This window comes from Pseudacidobacterium ailaaui (genome assembly GCF_000688455.1).
In the GTDB taxonomy this organism is placed as follows: domain Bacteria; phylum Acidobacteriota; class Terriglobia; order Terriglobales; family Acidobacteriaceae; genus Pseudacidobacterium; species Pseudacidobacterium ailaaui.
Map to the genome: position 1 here is coordinate 3,212,486 of NZ_JIAL01000001.1, position 22,558 is coordinate 3,235,043.

Genomic DNA, 22,558 nt, shown 5'->3' on the forward strand with positions numbered 1-22,558 from the left:
CTTTTAGACGATACCAAATCAATAGGAGACAGAAGAAGGACAGCCTGAAGAAAAAAAGACGGCACGAACGATGCTTTGTCCGTGCCGGGAGGCCAGTGACGCAACTTGTAAACTTACTAAACTTACGCTGCCGGGAGAGCTTCGCTCATCGACCAGCATTTGCTTCTACTACCTTAGACGCCAACTCTCAGAAAAAGTTTCTTCTGTTTGAGAATTTCTATGATATCCCGTACGTCTTCTTCAATTTCCTGTAGTGTACTGGATGCCGCAGCCTGATGCAAGCTTTTTTAAAGCAAAAAAGCTTTTTTCATGGGTTCGTGCAACTCGAAATGGGTTTCGTGTCACTATATCCTTAAAATGGTCCGGAAACTACCAGAAGCATCTATGGTCCAAGCGATTGAAAACAAAGATCTTGATTCCAAAAAATCTCGCATTCGAGCAGGCTTGTGGCTTTTAGGCTCGGCGGTCTTCGGAGGAGTCGCGGTCGCCCTTTGGAATCGAAGAACTCTGGCGAAGATGCAGGAAAAACAAAAAGAGGGCCAACCGCAATCCCAAAAAGCGGATGAAAACGTGATTTATTGAATCCGCAATTTCATTTTATGTAGAGGATTGATTGATGGCTGCTGCCAGGCTGAAATCCTTGTCTGTCAGCCCGCCCGCATCGTGTGAAGTCAGCGCCAGACGGACTTTGTTATAGCGGATATCGATGTCCGGATGATGTCCTGCTGCCTCGGCCTGTTGTGCAACCGTATTCACAAACTTCATGGCCTCAACAAAGTTCTCAAACGAAAAGTCCCGGACAATCTCTTGTCCTTGTAACCGCCAGCCTTGCAGATGTTCCAGCTTCTCCTTGATCTGGTCCGGTTGCAATCGCGTCATGGGTACCTCCATCCACAATCATAAGATTCAGAATCGAAGTTCCGGAGAACTGAGAGCTACAGAGGTAAACCGCGGATGCTGGCTGATTTCGCGGCGAAGTTCCATCCAGAGACGGTCCGGCATACTTGCATAAAGCTCAACAACGCGGGGATCGAACTGTGTTCCTGAGCAGCGCTGGATCTCTCTACGGGCGATTTCAATACTTTGCGCCCTGCGATAGGGACGGTCGGAAGTAATGGCATCCAGAGTATCGGCAACAGCAAAAATACGCGATCCCAGAGGAATCTCATTGCCTTTCAGGCCACGAGGATAACCGCTTCCGTCATACCGCTCCTGATGGGTGTAGACAATCTCGGCCGCCTCCCTGAGATAAGGGATCTTGGAGAGAATTTGATAGCCACGAACACAATGTTCGCGCATCAGGGACTGCTCATCCATTGTCAGCTTGCCAGGTTTCAGCAGAATGGCATCAGGAATGGCCATTTTCCCAATGTCATGCAGAAAGGCCCCACGGGCAATGATGCGGATCTCAGAGGGCGCCAGCCCCATAGCGCGGGCCAAGGCAACGGTATAGGCGGTGACCCGCTTGGAATGCCCCTCCGTCTCTGTGTCTTTCAGGTCCAGAGCGTCTCCCAGGGCTTCAAGCGTAATGTCGTAGGAACGCTCAAGGTCGGAGACGGCGCGGCGCAGCATCTCGGTCCTGGTTGCGATCACCTGCTCCAGGTTCGGTTGAAGAAGATAGGACTGCTGCATGTGGCGTTTATGATGAATCGCTTCACCGACAGCCGACAGCAAAGTATTGATTTCAATGGGCTTCAGCAAGCAGTCAAAAGCCCCTTTGCGCAGGGCATGGATGGCTTCCTTGGCGTGGTCCTGGCTGGCGGTAATCAATACAGGGACATCTGGCTGGGCCCGGGAAATGATCTCAAGCAGTTCAATTCCGGGAGCGCCTCCCATGAGGTCTACCAACACAATCTCGTAGGGAGGATCCTCCTTGAAACGGCGGATCGCTTCCTGACGGGTGCTTGCGGTTATCGTGTAGTAACCTGCACTCTCCAAAGCAGATGCAATCATGGCTCTTCCTCTCTGCTCTGTATCCACTACCAGTATTCTTTCGGAAGCCATAGAAAAATTTATGTAATCTCTTATACATTGAAAATGTAAGCCCGTGTTTCTCTTCGTACAGAAAACAATTCAGCTTTTTCTCATACATTTCCATTTGTGTTTTTGTGTTTCAAACGAAGGGAAAGTTGCACTGCTCTTTCTCCCCTGAGAGAAATGTGCCGACGCCAGGGGGGATGCCTGCAGGGTTGCTCGAAGACGCTGACTCTTTCCAGAGGAGGTACTGAACGACAAAAAAGCACACAACTCAAAAATCTTATGGCCTATTCTTTGAGATGACAACTGAAATTTCCTCACGGTGCATCCTATCTGCCACAATGGGAGAGCAATCCGTTCTTATCTCTGGACGCAATCTCCTTACAAGGACAGTACGTGACGACTGAATTCGGTGGATTTTCCCCCCAGAGCAGAACTGCCATAGCCGCCGTTCGCGCGGAGAAACAGCAAAAGGAGCAGGTACAGCGGGACATTTATGACAGCCACCGTCACCGCGTTTTTTCTTTGGCCTTTTACATGACCGGGAACGAGGCCCTGGCCGAAGAGATTTTGACCCAGACATTTGTCACCGCTTTTCAGAAGCATCCGCACCCAGACCGCGAGTGTATTGATAAGGCACTCATGGCCCAGTTGCACTGCCCGGATGAAGTCTCCACGCCACTGCCCGCAGAGGAGCAGAGTGAACAGCGCCTTCAGAAAAACGTAAAGCGTACCGAACTTGAGATCGCCCTCCAGCATTTGCCGGGCATGGAGAGGCTGGCTTTTCTGTTAAAAGACGTTGAGGGCTATCCTCTCGAAGAGATTTCCGGCCTAATGCAGCTCCCGCCGGCGCAAATCTGCCGCATTCTGATTTCGGCGAAAATCCGGTTACGCAGGGTATTGGCAGGAATGCAATCGGGTGCATCCCGGGAAGGTTCCACCTAACGATGGATTGTGCCGGGCAGGCAAGAGGCTTACACTCTCGGCCATGACCCTACCTACCGAACCAATCGGAAGCATTCCACGCCCCCAAAAGCTTCTTCAAGCTCTGCTGGAGTTTCAACGCGGAGCCATCCCGCAGGAGTCTCTGGACCAGGCACTGGAAGAGGCAGTCATCGACACGCTAAAGAGGTTTGAAGAGACCGGATCTCCTATCATTACCGATGGCGAGCAGCGGAAATCCAGCTTTCTCACCTACCCACTCGATGGTGCAGCCCATCTTGCTCCCGATGGGGTTCTGGTTCCTTTTGCTGATGGACACACAAGGCGCCTTCCCCGTCTGACTGCGGGGCCTTTCCGTTATACAAAATATTCCGGGACGTTTGTCGAGCAGGCGAAACCCTACACCTTCCGGCCGCTTAAACAGGCGGTGATTGCGGCATCGGCTCTCAGTCTTCTCTATCCTCCGGATGGGATACCGGGATATTCGCAGGATGCTTTTCTCCTGGACCTGGTCGAGGAAGCGGTACGAGACATCCGCTCGGCCTTTGCAGCCGGAGCACAGGTTGTCCAGATCGATTTTACTGAGGCGCGGTTGTCTCTCAAGCTTGATCCTTCCGGCTCTCTGCTGAGAAACTTCATCCATCTCAACAATCGGGTACTGGAACAGTTCACGGATGAAGAGAGGAAGAGAATCGGCATTCATTCCTGCGCCGGAGGCGACCAGGACTCCACACATTCGGCAGACGTGGACTATGAGGGGCTTTTGCCCGAGCTGTTTCAACTGAAAGCCGGCCGGTTTTATCTCCAGATGACCAGCGAGCCCAACCGCAAAGAAATCTTTCAGCAAATTCGGCAGTGCATGGGAAAAGACCATCTTGTCCTGATCGGAGTGACAAGTCCTATCTGTTCCCGAATCGAAACGCCGGAAGAAGTCTGTGCCAGCCTGCTTGAAGCGGCCTCCTGGATTCCGGCAGACCAGCTGGGCTCCACCGACGATTGCGGATTTTCGCCCTTTGCGGATGACACATCTACAGCACGAGACATTGCCTTTGCCAAGGTCCGTTCCCGGGTAGAAGGTACGGCGATGGCAGCGCAGAGACTCGGGCTGAGGTGAAGGGCTTTGCGTTGCGCGGCCTAACTTCCTTTCACAGCGTCTTTAGCCGGTTGGCGAGTGCCGCGGTGTGCGCTTACCCATCCGGGTTTGGTGGTCTGTCGCGCCCTGCCCAGGGCCAAAGCATCTTCCGGGACATCCTCAGTAATACAGGACGCGGCTGCGATGTAAGCTCCACGTCCGATGACAATGGGGGCCACCAGCGTGGAATCACTGCCCACAAAAACACCATCTTCAATCAAAGTGCGGTGCTTGCTGGTGCCATCGTAGTTACAGGTGATGGTGCCAGCACCGATGTTGACGCCGCTCCCGATTTCCGCATCGCCAAGATAAGTAAGATGGTTGGCCTTGGAGCCTTTACCTAAACGGACCTTCTTGGTCTCAACAAAGTTTCCGATGTGGGCCTCTTCGCCGATTTCACTGCCTGGCCGCAGATGGGCGTAGGGGCCAATCAGTGCACCTGCGCGAACATGGGAATCGAGGATGACGCACCCCTGCCGCACGAGCACGTGGTTCTCAAGCGTTGAGTTTTCAATGACCGAATAGGAACGAATTCGGCAGCCTTCGCCAATCCTGGTGTGGCCCAGCAACTGCACAAAGGGCTCAATGATGGTATCCGGTGCAACTTCAACGTCGGCATCCAGCACGGTGGTTTCCGGACGGTAAATTGTGACGCCGCTGGCCATGAGCCTGCGCGCGGTAGCGAGTCGTATCTCGGCATCAAGCGAGGCCAATTCGGCCAGCGTATTCGCACCAAGCACCTGGGTTGCTGACGGGGCCTGAAGTGCGATGACCCGTTCGCCCTCTTCAACCAAAATGCGGGCCATGTCGGTAAGGTAGTATTCGCCGTGCGCGTTGTTCGTGCTCAATTCCTGAATGTGCTCAAAAAGCGGCTTGGTGGAGAAAGCATAAATTCCTGAATTGATTTCTCCGATTTTTTCCTGAGCCGAGGTAAGCGCTTTTTGTTCTACGATTGCTGCAACTTCCGGCGAGTTGGCTGATTTGCGCAAAATACGGCCGTACCCGAAGGGATTTTCGGGTACAGCTGTCAGGATGGTCATGGCAGCGTGCTCGGCAATGTGAAAATCGCGAAGCTGCGCGATAGTTTGTGCTTCGAGCAGCGGAACATCGCCAGAAAGGACCAGAATATGCTCGTATCCATGCACGGCCTGCCGGGCGCAAAGGATGGCGTGCCCTGTTCCGCGTTGTTCAGACTGCAGGACAAAATTTACGCCCGTGTGCGCCATTTCGGCCTGTACTGCTCCGGCCTGATGTCCAACGATGACGAAGATGTCCTGTGGAGGAACAATCTGCCGTGCAGCAGAGATGACATGTTCCAGCAGAGGCTTACCGCCAATCTGGTGCAGTACCTTGGCGCGTTTTGATTTCAGCCGCGTTCCTTTGCCCGCGGCCATAATCACAATGGCGATTCGCATTTCACTGCGCTCCTTCAGGACTTCCAGCAACTTTTGGTTCCTGAGGCGGAAGTCCAGGAATCGAGATATCAATCGGGTGTGGCGTACCCATGTTAAGAGCAGTCAATGGCGTCCCAAACTCCTTTTCGTTACCAACGACAAGCACCGCCAGCCTGGACGGATCGATATACTTCCGGGACACACGCTCCAAATCCGCAATCGTTACCTTTTCTACGTTTTCGCGATAGCGTTCCAGAAAGTCGGGCGGGTAGCCATAAAATTCAAGCTTTGCTGCTTCTGCCAGCACTTTGTCTTTGGTGTCGTAATTGAAAATAAACGAGTTCAGGACCTCATCCTTGGCGCGGCGAAGCTCATCCTCGGTAAAGGGTCTGGTCTTCAGGCCGCGGACCTCATCGAGCATGGCCTCCGCCGCCTGCACGGTGGTCTGGCTCTTTGTTGCCGCGATCACGCGGAACATGCCGGGATGATCATAAGAGGACCCATAACTGCCTCCGACCGCATAGGCAAGTCCCAGCTTCGTGCGCACATCCTGAAAGAGTCGCGACCCAAAGCCGCCGGAGAAGATTTCGTTCATCACCGAAAGCGCAAAATAGTCCGGATTGTTCCGCTGCGTGCCTAGTCCAACAATGAAAACGTTGCTCTGGTTTACGTCGCTCTTGTCCACGTAGTAGACGCCCGGTTTTGGCCCGGTGAACTCTTCCTTCACAGGGGGTATGGCTTCGCCACGGGGCAAGTTCGCGAAGGCATGCCGCAGGACCTTCTCCATTTCGTCCGTGTTGAAATCACCAGAAATCCCGAGAACCATATTGCTGGCAACAACTGTCTTGTCGTGCCACTGCCTCAGATCATCCAGCGTGACCGCCTGGATGGTTGCAAGCTCGGGCTGACGTGCGTAGGGGCTGTCTGGCCCATAGACAAGCTTGGCCGCCTCGCGGGCAGCAATACCTTCGGCATCATCGTTGCGGCGAACAATCGAGGCCGCGGCCTGCTGTTTTGCCAGCTGAAGTTTGTCTTCGCGGAAGACCGGGTGTTCCAGCAGGTCTAAGACGACACCAAAGACGAAATCCTCATCCCTCGTCAGGCAGGACCAGGAAAGGGAAGTAGAGTCGATGTCGCCTCCGGTCTCCACTTTGGCCGCGCGCGCTTCCAGAAGGTCATCCAGTTGGTCGCCGTTGTGCGTGGCTGTTCCGCTGGTGCGCCATGCATCCGCGTAAAGCCCCACCAGGCCGGCCTTGGTGGCTGCTTCATCCCGTGATCCGCCGCGTATCTCAATAAAGCCGTTGATCAATGGCAGCTCGTGGTCTTCCTGAAGAAGAATGACCATGCCATTGGGCAATGGAATGCGCTTCGGTTGCTGCGGATGAAATGGATGCAGCGGGGGAATGGGAATCTGTTTCCAGGGCTGTGCCTGCTGCGCGGGGGCAAGGCAGGGAACCAGAAAGAGCATCGCTACAAGGAGAAACTGCACTGCGCCGAAGACGCGGTGTCCAAACTTGCCGGACCCCGGATGGTAAGTCATCTTCTTCTGCTCGGAGAGGGAAATGAAGGAAGGGCAAATCTCAGTCACTGCGCACCTCCCTTGGTTTGCCGGGCCTGTTCAGGGGCATGAAATTCAACCATCGTGTATGTCCTGTTGGTGGGCACAAATGTTTTATTGGCTACGCGCCGGATGTCCGCCTTACTCACCGCATCAATGCGCTTCAGCTGATTGAATAACTCTCGCCAGTCGCCGTAGCGCAGTTGATAGGTAGCCAGTTGTTCAGCCAGTCCTTGATTATCAGCCAGTCCGCGCAGGATGTCCGCGCGGGCGCGGGTCTTAAACATGGCGAGCTCTTCATCGGAAACATCGGTGGTTTTCAGCCTGTCAATTTCTTTGTGGATTGCGGTCCTCATTTCCTGAGGGGTATGCCCTGGGGCGGGGACAGCAAAAAACGCGAAAAGGCCCGGATATTTGTCCCCAGGAAACCCGCTGAATCCTTCTGCTTCCACCGCAATCTTCTGGTCCCGTACCAGGCTGCGGTATAAACGGGAGGTGCGTCCGTTGGAAAAGATGTCCTGGATGGCGTCATAGACAGCGTCGTCTGGATCACGGTAGTCAGGCCTGTGATATCCCTCAAGATAAAGCGGCTGTGTCGGTTCCTGGATAACCACAGACTTTTCAGCGGTCTGGGGGGGCTCAACGGTGGTCATCTCTGGCGGCTTAGGGCCGGCCGGGATGGCCCCGAAATACTTTTCCAGCACGGGCATGGCCTGGGCCGGGTCCACATCTCCTACCACGGCGATCACAATGTTAGAAGGCACATAATACTCTTTGTGGAAGGCATCCGCCTCCGTTGCTGTAATGTGGCTCAGCTCGCTGGCCCAGCCCACTCCGGGACGGCGATACGGGTGCGCCATATATGCCGTGGCAAGAAACTGTTCCACCATCCGGCCAATGGGGCTGGAATCCACCCTCATCCGTCGCTCTTCCATGACGACGTCTCGCTCCTTATAAAACTCCCGCGGAACCGGGTTGGCGATGCGGTCGCTTTCCAGATACGCCCACAGCTGGAGGCGGTTTGAAGGCATACTCCAGAAATACTGCGTGGCGTCCAGGCTGGTCTCAGCATTAAGGCCGACTGCGCCATTTTCTTCCGCGATTTCTGTGAACTGATTGGGAATGACATACTTCTGCGCCTCAGCTACAGCCTGCTCAAAGGCGGCATGGAGCTGCTTCAGCTTCTCCGGATCGCGCCCGACTCGTTTGAGTGACTCAGTATCGTAAGCGGCATAGGCCTTTTCCACTTTATCCAGCGCGACCTTTTCCGCTGCGTAATCTGTGGTGCCAATGTCTTTTGTGCCTTTGAAGGCCAGATGCTCAAACATATGCGCCAGTCCGGACTCTCCCCCGGGATCATTCGCACTTCCTGCATCCACAATCGTGAAGTAGGAAAACACCGGTGCCTCTGGGCGCTGGCAGAGAACGATCGTCAGGCCGTTGGGCAGGACCTTCGTCGTGACGCGCTTTTCAAAGCTGGCCAGGTCCTGCGCAAAGGCTGCAAGTGTTGCACACCAGAAGAGGGCAAGCAAACGGACGGCGGAAGAGAATCTCATGCGGCCTCTTATGTAAAAATTCTGCTGCTGAAACTATTTTGACGCTACCTGTAGGCCGATAGCGTGTCAAACTTGACCCGCAAGGAACGCCCTTAGTATTCTGCGCCGTACTCCGGGAGCATTCAAATGAAGACAGCCAACGCCTCCTCTCCTCCCCTCTTCCGCCGCTGTGCTGTACTCGGTGCGGGCACCATGGGATCGCGTATCGCTGCGCATCTGGCCAATGCCGGCGTCCCCGTGCTGTTGCTGGATATTGTTCCGGAAGGTGCAGACGCTGGCAGCCGGGACCGCGTCGCCACGCAGGCCGTGCAGTCGTTGCTGAAAGGGAAACCTGCAGCGTTTTTTGACGCGACAAACGCAAATCTGATTACACCAGGAAATTTTGAGGATGATCTGCCGCACCTGACAACCTGCGACTGGATTATTGAAGCAGTTACGGAAGACCTTGAGATTAAACAGGCATTGCTGACAAGAATTGCCCCCTACCTGGGGCCGGCGTCCATTGTGACCACCAATACCAGTGGTCTTCCGGTGGCCTCGATTGCTGCAAAAATGCCATCGGAGTTCCGGCGGCGCTGGTTCGGGACGCACTTCTTCAATCCACCGCGCTATATGCGGCTGCTCGAAATCATCCAGACGCCGGAAGCGGACCCTCAGGCTGTGGCCGCCATCGCTTCCTTTGCCGACCGCAGATTGGGCAAGGCCATTGTTTACGCCCGCGACACGCCAAACTTCATCGCAAACCGCATCGGCGTCTTTGCCATGCTGACAGCCATAGAACTGATGCAGCAGCTCGACCTGACCATCGAGGAAGTGGATGCGCTGACAGGTTCAGCGATTGGTTGGCCGCGCACTGGGACCTTTCGCCTTGCTGACATGGTAGGCATTGATGTGCTCGCACACGTGGCGAAGAACTTTTCCAGAATAAAGTCAGAAGATGCGGCTGCAGCAAAGCTGCCCGATTTTCTGGAGGTGATGCTGGAGCGAAAGTGGCTCGGAGACAAAACCGGCCAGGGTTTTTACAAAAAGCTTCCGGATGCGCCGGACCCCAGAAACAACCGGCTGGCTCTGGACTGGAAAACACTGGAATATCGCCCGGCACAAAGGCCGAAATTTCCTGCGCTGGAAATGGCAAAGAACGCTGAGACCCTGCCGGAGCGCCTGCGTCTTTTGATTGCGCCCGGCCCAGGCAAAGACAAGGGAAGCCTTTTTCAATGGACTCTTTTGACACGCATCTGGAACTACGCCGCAGATTGCTGGCCTGAAATCGCCGATGATCTTGCTTCCATCGACCGGGCCATGCGTGCCGGATTCAACTGGGAGCTTGGACCATTTGAGATGTGGGACGCTGTCGGCGTGCCGGAATCCTGTGAAAAGTTGAAGTCTCGCGGCGAGCATGTGAGTCAACAGGCTTGGGATCTGCTTGCCTCAGGTAAAACAAGCTGGTACAGCAAAGACGCGGAGTTCGACCTTGCCACACACAGTTATCAGACTGTTCCTGTGCCTGAGGGAATTGCCAGCGTCGCAGCCATCAAGCGCGCAAACGGCGTCATTCGCAGCAATGCGGGCGCTTCTCTGGTGGACATTGGTGAGGGCATCGCCTGCATCGAGCTGCATTCGAAGAAAAACGCAATTGGAGACGACATCGTCTCTCTGGTGACCCAGGTGCTGCATTCCGACAGCGGGCCGGTGCGGAATTTTCGGGGCTTCGTCATCACTGGTGACGCCTCTGATTTTTCCGTCGGCGCAAACCTGATGCAGTTGCTGCTCGCCATGCAGGAAGGGGAATGGGACGAGGTAGACCTGGCCGTCCGCGCCTTCCAGCGCATGACCTCCGCCATCAAGTTTTGCCCGCGACCGGTGGTCGTGGCGCCTTTTCATTTATGTCTGGGCGGCGGGGTGGAAATTTCCTTGCATGGCGCGGCGCGCCAGCCTCATGCAGAGCTTTACATGGGGCTGGTGGAAACCGGGGTCGGCCTCATTCCCGCCGGGGGCGGTACGAAAGAGATGGTGCTGCATGCGGTCGAGGCCGCAGCGCAGAGTTCAGGAATCTGTCCCGAGAATGATCCCAGAAGATTTGCTTTTTCTGCGGAGTATCAGGAAGCACTCAAGAAGCGCTTTGAAACCATTGCAATGGCCAGGGTTTCTACCTCCGCCGCTGAAGCGCGCAGGCTTGACCTGCTCCAGGCATCTGACAAGATTACCGTCAATCGTGATCGCCTGTTGCTCGATGCGCGTGAGACTGCGGTTTATCTGGCCGAATCCGGATACGCTCCTCCCGCACAGCCGATGAAAGTCCCCGTCCCGGGTGAACAGGTGGGCGCGACGTTGAAGCTCGGCGTACACCTGATGCGTCAGGCAGAATTCATCAGCGATTATGATGTCATCATTGCACACCATCTCATTCGCGTCATGTGTGGAGGAAACCTCACTCCGGGAAGCATGGTGACCGAACAATATTTTCTGGACCTCGAACGTGAGGCCTTCCTTTCCTTGTGTGGCGAGCGCCGGACGCAGGAACGGATTGCATTCACTTTAAAGACAGGAAAACCACTGCGAAATTAAAGATGGGAAAGATACCGAATCATCCTGATCGAAGTGATTGCCGAAGGCAAGGTCGAAGGACGCAGCCCCTGTTTGCTCTCCGACCGGCCTTCCTGGTCCTCTGCTTGTTGTCGGCCTTTGTTTCTGCGCAGACTTCAGAGCAGGACCTGACTGGTCAAATCCCGACCGCGCAGGGGATGCGCCGTTACACTGTCCGTTTGTTGCCGCCTGCCTCTTTTCCGGCGTTGCCCCAGAAGATTGCCGCGCAGCTCAACGAGATGCAATGCATGGTGCCGCAGACCTTTGAGGCGCACCATCCGGAAAATGTCATTCATGGCTCCTTTGAGAAGAAGGGAAGCGAAGACTGGGCAGTGCTATGTGCCCATGACGCAATCATCGATCTGTTTGCATTCTTTTCCAGCGCTCCGGACAGGCCCTTCCGGTTGGCGACGCATGGTCTGACCGAGCGCATGGGTGCAGACACCCCAGCAAGCGAGATGGGGTCGGCATGGGGCATCACGGCCATCCCGGCTGACGGCATGGCACATACACCCGGAGTGCATCAGCATGGGCCGTTTGAACATGATGGCATTGAAGATGATTTTGTCGGGCGGTCGTCAGTCATCCACTATTACAGGGCCGGAAACTGGCTAACGCTCGAAGGCAATAACTGAGGTGAAGCATGAGAGATGCGGTGATTGTCAGCGCAGTGCGCACAGCCGTAGGAAAAGCACCGAAGGGAACACTCTCCTCGACGCGGCCCGATGAGCTGGCGGCGGTTGCCATCAGAGGTGCGATGGAAAAAGTCGCCGCCCTGGATGCGAAGCAAATTGAGGACGTGGTCCTGGGTTGCGCCATGCCTGAGGCCGAGCAGGGAATGAACGTCGCCCGCATTGCCAGTCTGCGCACCGGGCTTCCTGTAGAAGCGTCGGCCATGACGATCAATCGGTTCTGCTCCTCCGGACTTCAGGCCATTGCCATAGCGGCAGACCGGGTCCGTACCGGGTCGGCCGAGGTGATGATTGCCGGAGGAACGGAGTCCATGAGTATGGTGCCGATGGGCGGCAATAAAGTGAGCGCGAATCCCTGGCTCATGGAGCATTATGCAGACAGCTATCTTTCCATGGGACTGACCGCAGAGCGTGTTGCAGCAAAATATGGGATCACACGCGAGCAGGCAGACGCATTTTCTCTAAGCAGCCATCAAAAGGCGCTGGCGGCAATCCAGTCAGACAAGTTTGTCGAAGAAATTGTTCCTGTAACAGTTACGTATGTTTTGCCGACGCAGAATCCGGCAAAGCCTGAACGGAAGACCATCGAATTCACAACCGATGAGGGTCCGCGAGCAGACACCTCCCTGGAAGCCCTGGCAAAGCTCCGGCCCGCCTTCCACGCCAACGGGACGGTGACGGCGGGGAACTCATCGCAGACATCGGACGGCGCTGCGGCCGTCATCGTGATGTCCGCCGAGCGCGCACATGCCCTGGGACTCAAGCCGCTGGCCCGCTTCGTCAGCTTCGCTACGGCCGGATGCCTGCCTGAAGAGATGGGCCTCGGCCCGGTCTTCGCAATTCCGAAGGCGTTGAAGCTGGCCGGATTGTCGCTGGACCAGATCGACCTCATTGAACTGAACGAGGCCTTTGCAGCCCAATCGCTGGCAGTCATCCAGCAAGCAGGGCTCGATCCGGAAAAGGTCAATGTAAACGGGGGTGCCATTGCGCTGGGACATCCTCTGGGCTGCACCGGGGCCAAGCTGACGGCGACGCTTCTGCATGAAATGAAACGCCGCAAACTGCGCTATGGACTGGTGACGATGTGTGTGGGCGGAGGCATGGGGGCTGCCGGAGTGTTTGAGAACCTGGAATAGGTTTTCCTTCTTTTGAAGCCGACACTTGGCGGCAGCAAGCAAAGGGAGCCTGGGCTTTCAGACCGGAAGGCCCCCAAAGGCCGCACACAAATTTCATCAAACAAGCGTAAGATGCTTCGTTGAGCAAAAACCGGAGCTTTCCTTATGGCAACTGTTTCCCATCCCACGTCCGCTTCCGTTCAGGCCCCGGCCGGAGGCAGCTTTCTCATCGAAGACCGTCTGCCTGCAGAAATCTTTACCCCTGAAGACTTTTCTGACGAACAACGCCAGATAGCGGAAACGGCTGCGCAGTTTGCGGTCAATGAGGTACTCGCTGCGGCTGAGGAAATTGAAGCCAAAAACTTTGATGTGACGCGCGCCCTGCTCAAGAAGGCCGGAGATCTGGGCCTGATGGCCGTAGATGTTCCTGAAGAGTACGGGGGCCTGGCCATGGACAAGGTGACCTCGGCCATCATTGCAGACCGCATGTCCATGCTTGCCAGCTTTTCGGTTGCCTTCAGCGCGCACGTGGGGATCGGCACTCTGCCGATCGTCTGGTATGGGACCGATGCGCAGAGAGAAAAGTATCTGCCAAAGCTGGCGACCGGTGAATGGATCGCCGCCTATGCACTCTCTGAGGCGTCTTCCGGATCGGATGCGATGAATATCCGCACGCGTGCTGTTCTCTCTGAGGACGGCCGCCATTACATCCTGAACGGTGAAAAGATGTGGATTACCAACGCTGGTTTTGCCGACCTGTTTACTGTTTTTGCAAAAATCGCCGATACCACAGATCCCGACCCCCAGGCCCGGGAAAGGTCCGCAAAGTTTTCAGCGTTTCTGATTGAACGCAACACACCGGGGTTGACCGTTGGGGCCGAAGAGCACAAGCTTGGCATTCGTGGATCGTCCACCTGCCCGCTGGTCCTTTCTGACTGCAAGGTCCCGGTGGAAAATCTGCTGGGCGAGGCAGGGAAGGGCCATCACATCGCATTTAACATTCTGAACATTGGCCGCTTCAAACTGGGCGCCGCATGTGTCGGCGGCGCTCGCACATCGCTTGCCCATGGAATCAAATACGCAAAAGAGCGCAAGGCCTTCGGCAAGTCCATTGCTGATTTCGGGCTGATTCAGCAGAAGATCGCCGATTGCACGGCGCGCATTTTTGTCGGCGAAAGCATGGCCTATCGTACGGTCGGCATGATTGATGCGGCGCTGGCAGCCATTCCAGAAGACCAGAAGCGCAATTCGCGTGAAATTCAAAAGCGTATTGAAGAATACGCCGTGGAGTGCTCCATCCTGAAGGTGTGGGGCTCAGAGATGCTGGATGCGGTCGTGGACCACGTCGTCCAGATCTATGCCGGGTATGGATATGTCGAGGAGTATCCGGCAGAGCGGGCCTATCGCGATTCGCGGATCAACCGTATTTTTGAGGGGACAAATGAGATCAACCGGCTCATCATTACCGGATTTTTGATGAAGCGGGCCATGACGGGCCAGCTTGCTCTGCTTCCGGCGATCAAGCAAATCATGGATGAGGTGATGTCTCCGCCTGCTTTGAATTTCGATGAGTCTGCCGGCGATGCACTTGCGCGCGAAGCAGCACTCCTGGCCAACGCCAAAAAAATCGCACTCTTCTGCGCTGGAAGCGCAAGCCAGAAATACATGAACACCCTGGCCGACCAGCAGGAGATCATGGCCGATCTGGCCGACATGCTGATAGAAGTTTACGCCCTTGAGTCAGCACTTCTGCGCGCCAGAAAGAACAGCTCGCCTTTAGGGACCCTCTGCACCCGATACTATGCAGCACATGCCATCCAGACAATCGAAGCTGCTGCGCGTCGCCTGATCGCGGCAGTTTCTGAAGGGGATCTGCTGCGGACACAGCTGGCCATCCTGCGCCGCCTGCTGAAGCATGAGCCGGCAAATGCAGTGGAAACGGGCCGGACTTTGTCCAGATACGCCATCGAAGCAGGAAGATATCCGTTGTAGTATGACAAAAAAAAATTCACCCCCAACAACTTCCTGTGTCAAAATGCGGTTTAATCTAACACACGGAGTTACGCTTGCAATCGCGTAGTGACAAGCCGCTTCCCCCCAACTTGTCTTCAGGCGGTGCTGTTCCGTTGCACTGGAACTTCTACCCGAATCGATTGTTTACGCACTTTACAGGATGGCCATGTTCGACCAATATTTACGTGGACGCGCTCTTTCGTGTCTGGTAGCGGTAGCCGCCGGACTTTTTGTCTTCACTGCCTGGGCCTTTGCTCAGAACCAATCTGACGCAATCGTACCCAACCGCATTACACAACCGATCAATCCGGACCAGCGGGTCACCCTGCAGCACAATGTGCATCCTCTGGCCCAGGCACGGTTTGACCGGGCAGCGGCCCGGAAGCCATGCCCACCGGTCGCCTGATGCTGCTTCTGAAGCATAGCTCCGCACAAGAGATTGCGCTGAAGCAGTTTCTGAGCGAGGTGCAGGACCCGTCATCGCCCAACTACCACAAGTGGCTTACCCCAGCGCAATATGGGCAGCGTTTCGGAGTCAGCGATGCGGACCTGAATACGGTCACGGCATGGCTGCAGTCTCAGGGATTCACAATCGACAAAGTACCGCAGGCCCGCAACGTGGTCATTTTTTCAGGAAATGTGGCCCAGCTCGAACAGGCATTTCACACCTCGATCCATAAGTATGTTGTGAACGGCGAAACACATTTTGCCAATGCCACGGACCCGCAGATTCCTGCGGCGCTTGCGCCCGTTGTGGCAGGGGTGGGCCCACTGAATGATTTTCATCCCAAACCTGGCGCGATTCTCAAGGCAAAGGCCCACTATGATGCGGAAAGCAAGCGCATTGTGCCGGACCTCACCCTTACAGACAGCTCTGGGAATGACTACCTGTTTATGGCTCCGGCAGATGCTGCAACAGTTTATGACACGCCCAATTCACAGCTGAATGGAAACTACAACTCCAAGCTTTTAGGAGGGAAAAGTTACGATGGATCAGGTGTAACGATTGGGATCGCCGGGGATTCCAATATCAACGCCCAGGACGTTGCAAATTATCGGGCGGCCTTTCTTCCTTCAACCTACAGCACCAATGTGCCGAATGTGATCGTGGATGGAAATGATCCTGGCGTGAATGGGGACGCCATCGAGGCATTACTCGATCTGGAAGTTGCAGGGGGAATTGCTCCCGGAGCGACGATCAATTTCTACACTTCAGGCGATACCGACCTTCAGTCAGGGCTTTTTCTCGCAATTTATCGCGCCCTGGATGACAACCAGATCAGTATCCTCAATGTCAGTTTTGGAGCTTGTGAATACAACCAGGGATCGTCCGGGAACCAGCAGATTTTGAACGCTTGGGAGCAGGCGGCAGCCCAAGGGATTACGGTCACCGTCTCCAGCGGGGACAACGGATCGGCTGGCTGCGACAATGAGAACACTGAGACCCAAGCCCAGTATGGTCTGGCTGTCAACGGACTTGCCTCGACTCCTTATAACATTGCTGTTGGTGGTACCGACTATGACGTCCTGAGCAGCTCCTTTAGCACCTACGTCAGTTCTACAAACAGCGCTTCAAACTATTACCGCACGGCACTCAACTATATCCCGGAAAACCCCTGGAATGATTCCACCAAGACAAACACTGGTGGCTACACCATGAATTCGCCTTTAACTGACAGCAATGGAAATACAAACATTGTTGGCGGCGGAGGCGGCCCGAGCAATTGCAGCAGCATTACGACCCAGAACAATACACCTCAATGCTCTGGTGGCTATCCGGTACCATCTTTCCAGACGGGACTCTCCTCCACGCTGAATTTCACTTTCAACGCACGCACACTTCCTGATGTTTCATTTCTTGCTGCCGATGGCCTTTATGGAGCACTCTGGTTGGTTTGCGCCGACAGTTCCATCACAAATTCCGGCTCTGGTGCGGACTGCCAGTTGAGCAATGGGCAACTCACGCAAAGCAGCACATTCTACGGAGTCGGGGGCACTTCCGCTGCAGCGCCTGCATTTGCCGGTATGCTTGCACTGGTTGCACAGTCCCAGGGAGGAGCGCGGCTTGGACAAGCTGATTATGTCTTGTACAATCTTGCTTCTCAGGCTGGACTATACAGCAGTATCTTCCATGATGTAAGCGCTGGAAATAACTCGGTCTATTGCAAAACCGGCAGCCCAAATTGCGGCAGCAACAACTTTCTTACTGGCTACAATGCCGCAGTAGGTTACGATGCGGCCAGCGGCCTGGGTAGCGTGGATGTTTCTCAACTCGTGGCCAACTGGACCAAGGCATCCTTCGCTTCCAGCAGCACGACGCTGCAAATGGGCACCAGTTCTGGTTCGTTGAGTACATCGCCAACCATCAATGTCACCCACGGCACCAATCTATACTTTGGCGTTTCTGTAAATCCCGGAAGTGCCAGCGGAGACGTGAGCATCAACACCAATGCGAATGAAACAAACTCCAACACTTACAACAGTGATGCGATTGGCCTGCTGACCTTGCAGAATGGATCTGCTACGGGTTCTACAAATACTTTGCCCGGTGGTACCTATAAGGTATATGCGTACTACGGTGGAGATAAGAACACCGCGGCCAGTACTTCAAACCAGATACAAGTGACCATCAGTCCTGAAAACAGCGCGACTCTGCTCTGCGCCAATGTTTATGACGCTCTCACTGGAAACCCCATAAGCTCACCTGTTCCCTATGGCAGCTATATGTTGCTGAACGCGCAGCCTTACGGGACCAGCGGAAACGCCCCTTCTTGCAGTAACATCGGAAATACCAATGGATACGCTACCGGTAGCATTGTTTTTCTGAATAACAACGTGCAGATTGCAACCGAGAAGATCAATTCCAATGGATTTGCTTCTTATAACAATGTTTACTCGCAGAGCGCATCGCTACCTCCAGGCAATTACAGCATCACTACGAACTATTCCGGCGATGCCAGCTTTAAAGCAAGCAATGGCGGACCGGTCACATTTACTGTGACAAAAGGCAACACAAGCGTCGCAGTAACACCGACAAGCGCAACGATTTCTGCGTCCGGCACCGTAACGTTGACCGCAGAGGTCAACACCGACAGCATCGGCGAGTTTCCGACAGGTTCGGTAACATTTACTGCAGGCAGTACCACCCTGGGAACGGCCAATTTCTCAAAAACAGGATTTGCTAATAATACCGTTGCTGCCGTTGCCAGCTTCACGGTCAACGGGAGCCAGCTTACTTCTGGCACAAACACCATTACGGCCACTTACAGCGGAGACACGAACTACGCCGGCTCTGGCGGGACTGCAAGTGTTACCGTGACAGGTGGCGGCTCAGGCAGCGCCAGTTTTGGTCTGTCCGGGCCGTCCGGCGGAATTACGATCGCCAGCCCAGGGCAGTCTGGTAGCGGGACCATCACTATCACTCCTGCGAATGGCTTCACCGGAAACGTGGCGTTGTCCTGCTCACTAACATCCAGTCCCTCAGGTGCGACGGACCTGCCCTCATGCAGCATCAACTCTCCAGTCGTTATTAGCAGCAGCGCGGCAGGAACTGCTACCTTGACGGTGACAACGACCGCTGCAACAAGCTCCTTGAGCTATCCGCTCGACCGTTTCTTCCGGAGCGCCGGCGCAACAGCTTTGGCATTTGTTGTACTTCTGGTGGTCCCCGCAAGACGGCGTAGCTGGAAGAATCTACTCGGACTGGTCCTGTTTGCTGTCGTCCTCTCCTCTGTCCTGGGCTGTGGCGGAAGCAGTAATGGCGGCGGTGGCGGCGGAGGCGGCAATCCAGGAACGACCGCTGGAACCTATACATTCACCGTGACCGGTACTTCAGGCAGCATTACCGCGAGCACAACGGTGAATGTCACTGTGCAGTAGATGGAGAAGGCCGCGTGCAAAAGCGCGGCCTTTTCCTCTACCATGCATGGTATCGTTACACCATGAAGAAGATGCTTCTGTCCCTGGCAGTCCTGGCTCTTTCCTCTGTACTTCAGGCCCAGCAGCCAAAGGCCCTCTTTTACCTCACGCGAAGTGCCGATGGTGTGCGTTCCTTTTATGCTCATCAAAATAAGATTGATATCCTGGTGCCGGCCTGGTATGAGGTCGATGCGGATGGTCTGGTCTCCGGAGGCCCTGATCCAGCCGTGCTTTCTGCGGCAAAGCAGCACCACATTGAAGTAATGCCTATTGTTGCCAGCTCTGGTTTCAGGCAGGAGCCGTTTCATCGGCTCATCACAACTCCGGCTGCCTGGCGGCGCATGGTTGAGCAATTGATAGCGGCCTGCAAGCAGAATGGTTATTCTGGCTTTCAGTTCGACTTTGAAAATATTGCCTGGACAGACCGGGACACACTGAGTCAGGCAGTGGCTGAGGCTGCTCAGGCACTGCACAACGAAGGGCTCAGGCTTTCCATTGCGACAGTACCGAATGCCCCCGGAAGACCGGGGCAAAGTGCGTTTTCCGCCTGGCTCTATGCCAACTGGCGGGGTGCTTATGACCTTGCGGCCTTGGCCAAATCTGTAGACCTGATCTGCCTGATGACCTATGACCAGCATACGCGCTGGACAGCGCCCGGGCCGGTAGGCGGATGGGGCTGGACCGTCGAAAATCTGGATGACGCACTGAAAGTTGTTCCCAAAGAAAAGCTCTCTCTTGGCATCCCCCTTTACGGTTATCACTGGTTCGCCGGACCGCCGCAAAATGATAAGCCAAATCCCAGCGCAGAATATATTGGCGGACAGGACGCACTCGACCTCGCGCGGGCCTATGGTGGTAAGGTGGAATGGGACCCCGTGGATCGCACTGCATGGACATGGTTTTATCGGGATGATATGCGTGAATGGATCTTTTTCACCGATGAGCGTACCTTCCGTGAACGCTATGACCTGGTAAAGCAGCGTGGGCTCCAGGGATTCTGCTCCTGGGTGCTTGGACAGGAAGATCCGTCCATCTGGAACGCTTTACCGAGTCATCCGTGAAGCCCCTCGAGGAGAATGCGCATCCATACAGGCATGACCATCGCTACACATCTAGAGACGCGGCAGCTTGGCAATTCTGACCTCCATCTTACCCGCATTGGCTTTGGAGCATGGGCCATCGGAGGAGGGAACTGGGAGTTCGCCTGGGGACCCCAGGATGATCAGGAATCCATTCAAACCATCGAACGTGCCATCGAAAGCGGCCTTAACTGGATTGATACGGCCGCCGTCTACGGCCTGGGTCACTCTGAAGAGGTCGTGGCACAGGCGGTAAAACGGGTCAGTAAAAAGCCCTACATTTTCACCAAATGTTCCATGCGCTGGGACGCAGAGAGAAAAATCTATCGCAGCCTGAAGGCCTCCTCCTTGCAGGAAGAGCTGGACAACTCTCTGCGCCGTCTTCAGGTCGAGGCGATTGACCTGTATCAAATTCACTGGCCCAACCCTGAAGGAGAAATTGAAGAGGGCTGGGAGACACTGGCGCGCTTTAAAAAGCAGGGCAAAGTTCGCTATATCGGTGTGTCGAATTTCAATGTCGAGCAGATCAAGCGCGTGCAGAAAATTGCTCCTGTCACCTCGCTCCAGCCACCGTATTCCTTATTGAACCGCACCGTGGAGACGGAGATCCTGCCGTTCTGTCAAAAGAACAACATCGGCGTCATCAATTATTCGCCGATGGTCTCAGGCCTTTTGACCGGAAAGATGACTCGGGAACGCATTGCCAGCCTGCCGGCCGATGACTGGAGAAAGCGCAGTCCGAACTTTAACGAACCCAGACTCACGCGCAATCTTCAGCTCGTGGAGCTTTTACGCGAAATTGGAAACAGACATGGTGTAGAGCCTGGAGTTGTTGCAATTGCCTGGACCCTCCGTCATCCTGCGATCACGGCTGCCATTGTCGGAGCGCGGCGCCCTGACCAGATCGCAGGGGTCCTGCCGGCCGCCAGCTTCAATCTGAGTCAAGAAGAAGCCGAGCAAATTGAGGCCTTCCTCAAGTCTGACATTCAGGCATAGATGGAGCATTGGATATGGATTCAATCATCACGGTCGCAACATTTACTGAGCCGCTGGAGGCAGAGATGGCCAAACTCAGGCTCGAATCTGCTGGCATCGAAACATTCCTCTCCGGAGAAAATGCCCGAATCCTGGAACCGGGACTAGGCCCGCTGCAACTTCAGGTCAAGTCTGAAGATGAGGCCGATGCCCGCGCCATTCTGGCCGATCCCGGGGCATCTTCCGGTACAGCCAACGTTTCAGAACCCGACATTACTTAACGAATGGGGACTTTACATGTCAGTTTTCCATGACAGACGCGACGACCTGGAGAAGTACGAGTTCATGATGGGCGTCGCGCGGGGCCGTCTGGCGGTCACGCTGGATGCGCTGACAGATGCGCTGGTCCTCGTTGGCCAGCATGGTATCTACTGTGCTTCCAGCAGAAATCCGGCCAAACCAGCACTGGACCTCCAGACGATTATGCGAGACATCAACGGAGCCAAAGAACTGGTGCAGTCCGTGATGCAGGTGCTGGAGCAGAATCCAGCAAGATAATCTCAGAGCATGTTATGTCTGATAATGTATATTATGTAAACTTAAATTCATACACTTCCGCCATGTAGGCATTCCCGTCGCATGGGCGTTTTTTCGCAATGAAAACGCCCATGCGATCCTGCACACTTTCTTAAACGCCAATCACCGCACACAACTCGCGGACGGCTTCTGCGCTTTTCTTTAATGCCGCAGACTCTTCCTCAGTCAGCTTGATTTCAAGAATCTGCTCTAGGCCGCGTGCACCTAGTTTGCAAGGGACCCCTACATACAGGCCGTTGATGCCATATTCGCCCTGAAGATAGGCAGCGCATGGAAGGATCTTCTTTTTGTCCTTCAAGATGGCTTCGACCATCTCAACTGTGGCTGCCGACGGCGCATAGTATGCGCTTCCTGTTTTCAGATACTTCACAATTTCGGCGCCGCCGTCGCGTGTACGCTGCACGAGAGCTTCAAGCCTCGATTTTTCAATTAGTTCTGTAATCGGAATTCCAGCAACGGTTGAATATCTGGGAAGAGGGACCATCGTATCTCCATGACCACCCAGTACAAAGGCCGTTACATTCTCAACCGAGACCTTCAGCTCTTCCGCAATAAAGGTACGGAACCGGGCAGAATCCAGCACTCCAGCCATGCCGATGACGCGCTCGCGGTTGAATTTTGACTGTTTGAAAGCAGCCTGGGCCATGGCATCCAGAGGGTTGGAGACAACAATCAGAATGCAGTTTGGAGAAACTGCGGTAACTTTGCCGACAACGTCGGACATAATCTTGTAATTGGTTTGCAGCAAGTCATCCCGGCTCATTCCCGGCTTGCGCGGAATACCGGCTGTAATGACGACAATGTCAGAATTTGCCGTGTCGGCGTAATCATTGGTGCCGATGATGTGACAGTCCCGCTTCTCAATCGGCATGGCTTCGAGCAAATCGAGGCCCTTACCCTGCGGAATTCCTTCCACAACATCAATCAGGACTACGTCGGCCAGCTCTTTAGAGGCGATCCAATGGGCCGCTGTCGCGCCTACATTTCCGGCGCCTACGATCGTTACCTTTTTACGCATTACTTCTCC

19 protein-coding genes are annotated in these 22,558 nt (G+C 54.9%); 13 read left to right on the plus strand and 6 right to left on the minus strand.

The annotated features are described in order from the left end of the window. Positions 1-384 precede the first annotated feature (384 nt). Positions 385-582, plus strand: a complete 198-nt coding sequence (locus N655_RS0114410; protein WP_026443548.1) for a hypothetical protein — start codon at positions 385-387, stop codon at positions 580-582. Between the two features lie 15 nt (positions 583-597). Here N655_RS0114410 and N655_RS0114415 read toward each other — a convergent pair whose 3' ends face one another. Together N655_RS0114415 and N655_RS0114420 are read right to left on the minus strand one after the other, a co-directional pair. Then, on the minus strand, positions 598-879 hold the full coding sequence (locus tag N655_RS0114415) for a 4a-hydroxytetrahydrobiopterin dehydratase (RefSeq protein WP_026443549.1): 282 nt from the start codon (positions 877-879) through the stop codon (positions 598-600). Positions 880-906: 27 nt separating this feature from the next. Further along, positions 907-2,004, minus strand: coding sequence for a response regulator (locus N655_RS0114420; protein WP_026443550.1), 1,098 nt, complete (start codon positions 2,002-2,004; stop codon positions 907-909). Positions 2,005-2,373: 369 nt separating this feature from the next. On the opposite strand from N655_RS0114420, the gene N655_RS0114425 reads away from it, so the two are divergent. Together N655_RS0114425 and N655_RS0114430 are read left to right on the plus strand one after the other, a co-directional pair. Next, entirely contained in the window at positions 2,374-2,922 is a 549-nt protein-coding gene (locus tag N655_RS0114425) for an RNA polymerase sigma factor (protein ID WP_026443551.1), read from the plus strand. Between the two features lie 43 nt (positions 2,923-2,965). Then, positions 2,966-4,033: a cobalamin-independent methionine synthase II family protein gene (locus N655_RS0114430; protein ID WP_026443552.1), complete on the plus strand. Its 1,068-nt coding sequence runs from the start codon at positions 2,966-2,968 to the stop codon at positions 4,031-4,033. A gap of 20 nt (positions 4,034-4,053) precedes the next feature. Here N655_RS0114430 and glmU read toward each other — a convergent pair whose 3' ends face one another. The 3 genes from glmU to N655_RS0114445 are packed head-to-tail and all read right to left on the minus strand — an operon-like array spanning position 4,054 to position 8,559. Beyond that, positions 4,054-5,466 carry a bifunctional UDP-N-acetylglucosamine diphosphorylase/glucosamine-1-phosphate N-acetyltransferase GlmU gene (gene glmU / locus N655_RS0114435; RefSeq protein ID WP_026443553.1) on the minus strand — a complete coding sequence of 471 codons (1,413 nt, stop codon included), beginning with the start codon at positions 5,464-5,466 and terminating at the stop codon, positions 4,054-4,056. 1 nt (position 5,467) lies between these two features. After that, positions 5,468-6,985, minus strand: coding sequence for a M16 family metallopeptidase (locus tag N655_RS19210; protein WP_049961543.1), 1,518 nt, complete (start codon positions 6,983-6,985; stop codon positions 5,468-5,470). A 44-nt stretch (positions 6,986-7,029) separates the two neighbouring features. Then, positions 7,030-8,559 (minus strand): M16 family metallopeptidase, encoded by a 1,530-nt coding sequence (locus N655_RS0114445; protein WP_049961455.1) that lies wholly within the window; start codon positions 8,557-8,559, stop codon positions 7,030-7,032. Between the two features lie 126 nt (positions 8,560-8,685). Between N655_RS0114445 and N655_RS0114450 the strand changes: the two genes are divergently transcribed. The 10 genes from N655_RS0114450 to N655_RS0114495 all read left to right on the plus strand — a co-directional run bounded on the left by N655_RS0114450 (position 8,686) and on the right by N655_RS0114495 (position 21,492). Beyond that, positions 8,686-11,124: a 3-hydroxyacyl-CoA dehydrogenase/enoyl-CoA hydratase family protein gene (locus tag N655_RS0114450; protein WP_044934765.1), complete on the plus strand. Its 2,439-nt coding sequence runs from the start codon at positions 8,686-8,688 to the stop codon at positions 11,122-11,124. A 176-nt stretch (positions 11,125-11,300) separates the two neighbouring features. Further along, positions 11,301-11,777, plus strand: a complete 477-nt coding sequence (locus tag N655_RS19215) for a hypothetical protein (protein WP_026443556.1) — start codon at positions 11,301-11,303, stop codon at positions 11,775-11,777. A gap of 8 nt (positions 11,778-11,785) precedes the next feature. Next, a complete protein-coding gene (locus N655_RS0114460) occupies positions 11,786-12,970 on the plus strand; it encodes an acetyl-CoA C-acyltransferase (RefSeq protein WP_026443557.1) in 1,185 nt (394 codons plus the stop codon). A 144-nt stretch (positions 12,971-13,114) separates the two neighbouring features. Further along, on the plus strand, positions 13,115-14,941 hold the full coding sequence (locus N655_RS0114465) for an acyl-CoA dehydrogenase FadE (protein ID WP_026443558.1): 1,827 nt from the start codon (positions 13,115-13,117) through the stop codon (positions 14,939-14,941). A gap of 187 nt (positions 14,942-15,128) precedes the next feature. Further along, positions 15,129-15,368 carry a hypothetical protein gene (locus N655_RS0114470; protein ID WP_026443559.1) on the plus strand — a complete coding sequence of 80 codons (240 nt, stop codon included), beginning with the start codon at positions 15,129-15,131 and terminating at the stop codon, positions 15,366-15,368. Further along, a complete protein-coding gene (locus N655_RS0114475; RefSeq protein ID WP_026443560.1) occupies positions 15,350-18,841 on the plus strand; it encodes a protease pro-enzyme activation domain-containing protein in 3,492 nt (1,163 codons plus the stop codon). Before N655_RS0114470 ends, N655_RS0114475 begins: the two co-directional genes overlap by 19 nt. A gap of 14 nt (positions 18,842-18,855) precedes the next feature. Continuing rightward, a complete protein-coding gene (locus N655_RS0114480) occupies positions 18,856-19,941 on the plus strand; it encodes a glycosyl hydrolase family 18 protein (protein WP_238324767.1) in 1,086 nt (361 codons plus the stop codon). Between the two features lie 15 nt (positions 19,942-19,956). Beyond that, on the plus strand, positions 19,957-20,955 hold the full coding sequence (locus N655_RS0114485; RefSeq protein ID WP_026443562.1) for an aldo/keto reductase: 999 nt from the start codon (positions 19,957-19,959) through the stop codon (positions 20,953-20,955). A 14-nt stretch (positions 20,956-20,969) separates the two neighbouring features. Next, the gene (locus tag N655_RS19220; protein WP_049961456.1) at positions 20,970-21,215 is read left to right on the plus strand and encodes a putative signal transducing protein; all 246 of its coding nucleotides are present in this window, start codon (positions 20,970-20,972) and stop codon (positions 21,213-21,215) included. 16 nt (positions 21,216-21,231) lie between these two features. Next, positions 21,232-21,492 carry a hypothetical protein gene (locus tag N655_RS0114495; protein WP_026443563.1) on the plus strand — a complete coding sequence of 87 codons (261 nt, stop codon included), beginning with the start codon at positions 21,232-21,234 and terminating at the stop codon, positions 21,490-21,492. Between the two features lie 130 nt (positions 21,493-21,622). On the opposite strand, the gene mdh is transcribed toward N655_RS0114495, so the two are convergent. Further along, complete coding sequence (gene mdh / locus N655_RS0114505) at positions 21,623-22,549, minus strand: malate dehydrogenase (protein ID WP_026443564.1); 927 nt, start codon at positions 22,547-22,549, stop codon at positions 21,623-21,625. Positions 22,550-22,558: the final 9 nt, after the last annotated feature.

Excerpts from the sequence above, each read along its gene's own strand:
- N655_RS0114410 (WP_026443548.1), top strand. The coding sequence starts at position 385 with ATGGTCCAAGCGATTGAAAACAAAGATCTTGATTCCAAAAAATCTCGC.
- N655_RS0114415 (WP_026443549.1), bottom strand. The coding sequence starts at position 879 with ATGACGCGATTGCAACCGGACCAGATCAAGGAGAAGCTGGAACATCTG.
- N655_RS0114420 (WP_026443550.1), bottom strand. The coding sequence starts at position 2,004 with ATGGCTTCCGAAAGAATACTGGTAGTGGATACAGAGCAGAGAGGAAGA.
- N655_RS0114430 (WP_026443552.1), top strand. The coding sequence starts at position 2,966 with ATGACCCTACCTACCGAACCAATCGGAAGCATTCCACGCCCCCAAAAG.
- glmU (WP_026443553.1), bottom strand. The coding sequence starts at position 5,466 with ATGCGAATCGCCATTGTGATTATGGCCGCGGGCAAAGGAACGCGGCTG.
- N655_RS19210 (WP_049961543.1), bottom strand. The coding sequence starts at position 6,985 with ATGACTTACCATCCGGGGTCCGGCAAGTTTGGACACCGCGTCTTCGGC.
- N655_RS0114445 (WP_049961455.1), bottom strand. The coding sequence starts at position 8,559 with ATGAGATTCTCTTCCGCCGTCCGTTTGCTTGCCCTCTTCTGGTGTGCA.
- N655_RS0114450 (WP_044934765.1), top strand. The coding sequence starts at position 8,686 with ATGAAGACAGCCAACGCCTCCTCTCCTCCCCTCTTCCGCCGCTGTGCT.
- N655_RS19215 (WP_026443556.1), top strand. The coding sequence starts at position 11,301 with ATGCGCCGTTACACTGTCCGTTTGTTGCCGCCTGCCTCTTTTCCGGCG.
- N655_RS0114460 (WP_026443557.1), top strand. The coding sequence starts at position 11,786 with ATGAGAGATGCGGTGATTGTCAGCGCAGTGCGCACAGCCGTAGGAAAA.
- N655_RS0114465 (WP_026443558.1), top strand. The coding sequence starts at position 13,115 with ATGGCAACTGTTTCCCATCCCACGTCCGCTTCCGTTCAGGCCCCGGCC.
- N655_RS0114470 (WP_026443559.1), top strand. The coding sequence starts at position 15,129 with ATGTTCGACCAATATTTACGTGGACGCGCTCTTTCGTGTCTGGTAGCG.
- N655_RS0114475 (WP_026443560.1), top strand. The coding sequence starts at position 15,350 with ATGCCCACCGGTCGCCTGATGCTGCTTCTGAAGCATAGCTCCGCACAA.
- N655_RS0114485 (WP_026443562.1), top strand. The coding sequence starts at position 19,957 with ATGCGCATCCATACAGGCATGACCATCGCTACACATCTAGAGACGCGG.
- N655_RS19220 (WP_049961456.1), top strand. The coding sequence starts at position 20,970 with ATGGATTCAATCATCACGGTCGCAACATTTACTGAGCCGCTGGAGGCA.
- N655_RS0114495 (WP_026443563.1), top strand. The coding sequence starts at position 21,232 with ATGTCAGTTTTCCATGACAGACGCGACGACCTGGAGAAGTACGAGTTC.
- mdh (WP_026443564.1), bottom strand. The coding sequence starts at position 22,549 with ATGCGTAAAAAGGTAACGATCGTAGGCGCCGGAAATGTAGGCGCGACA.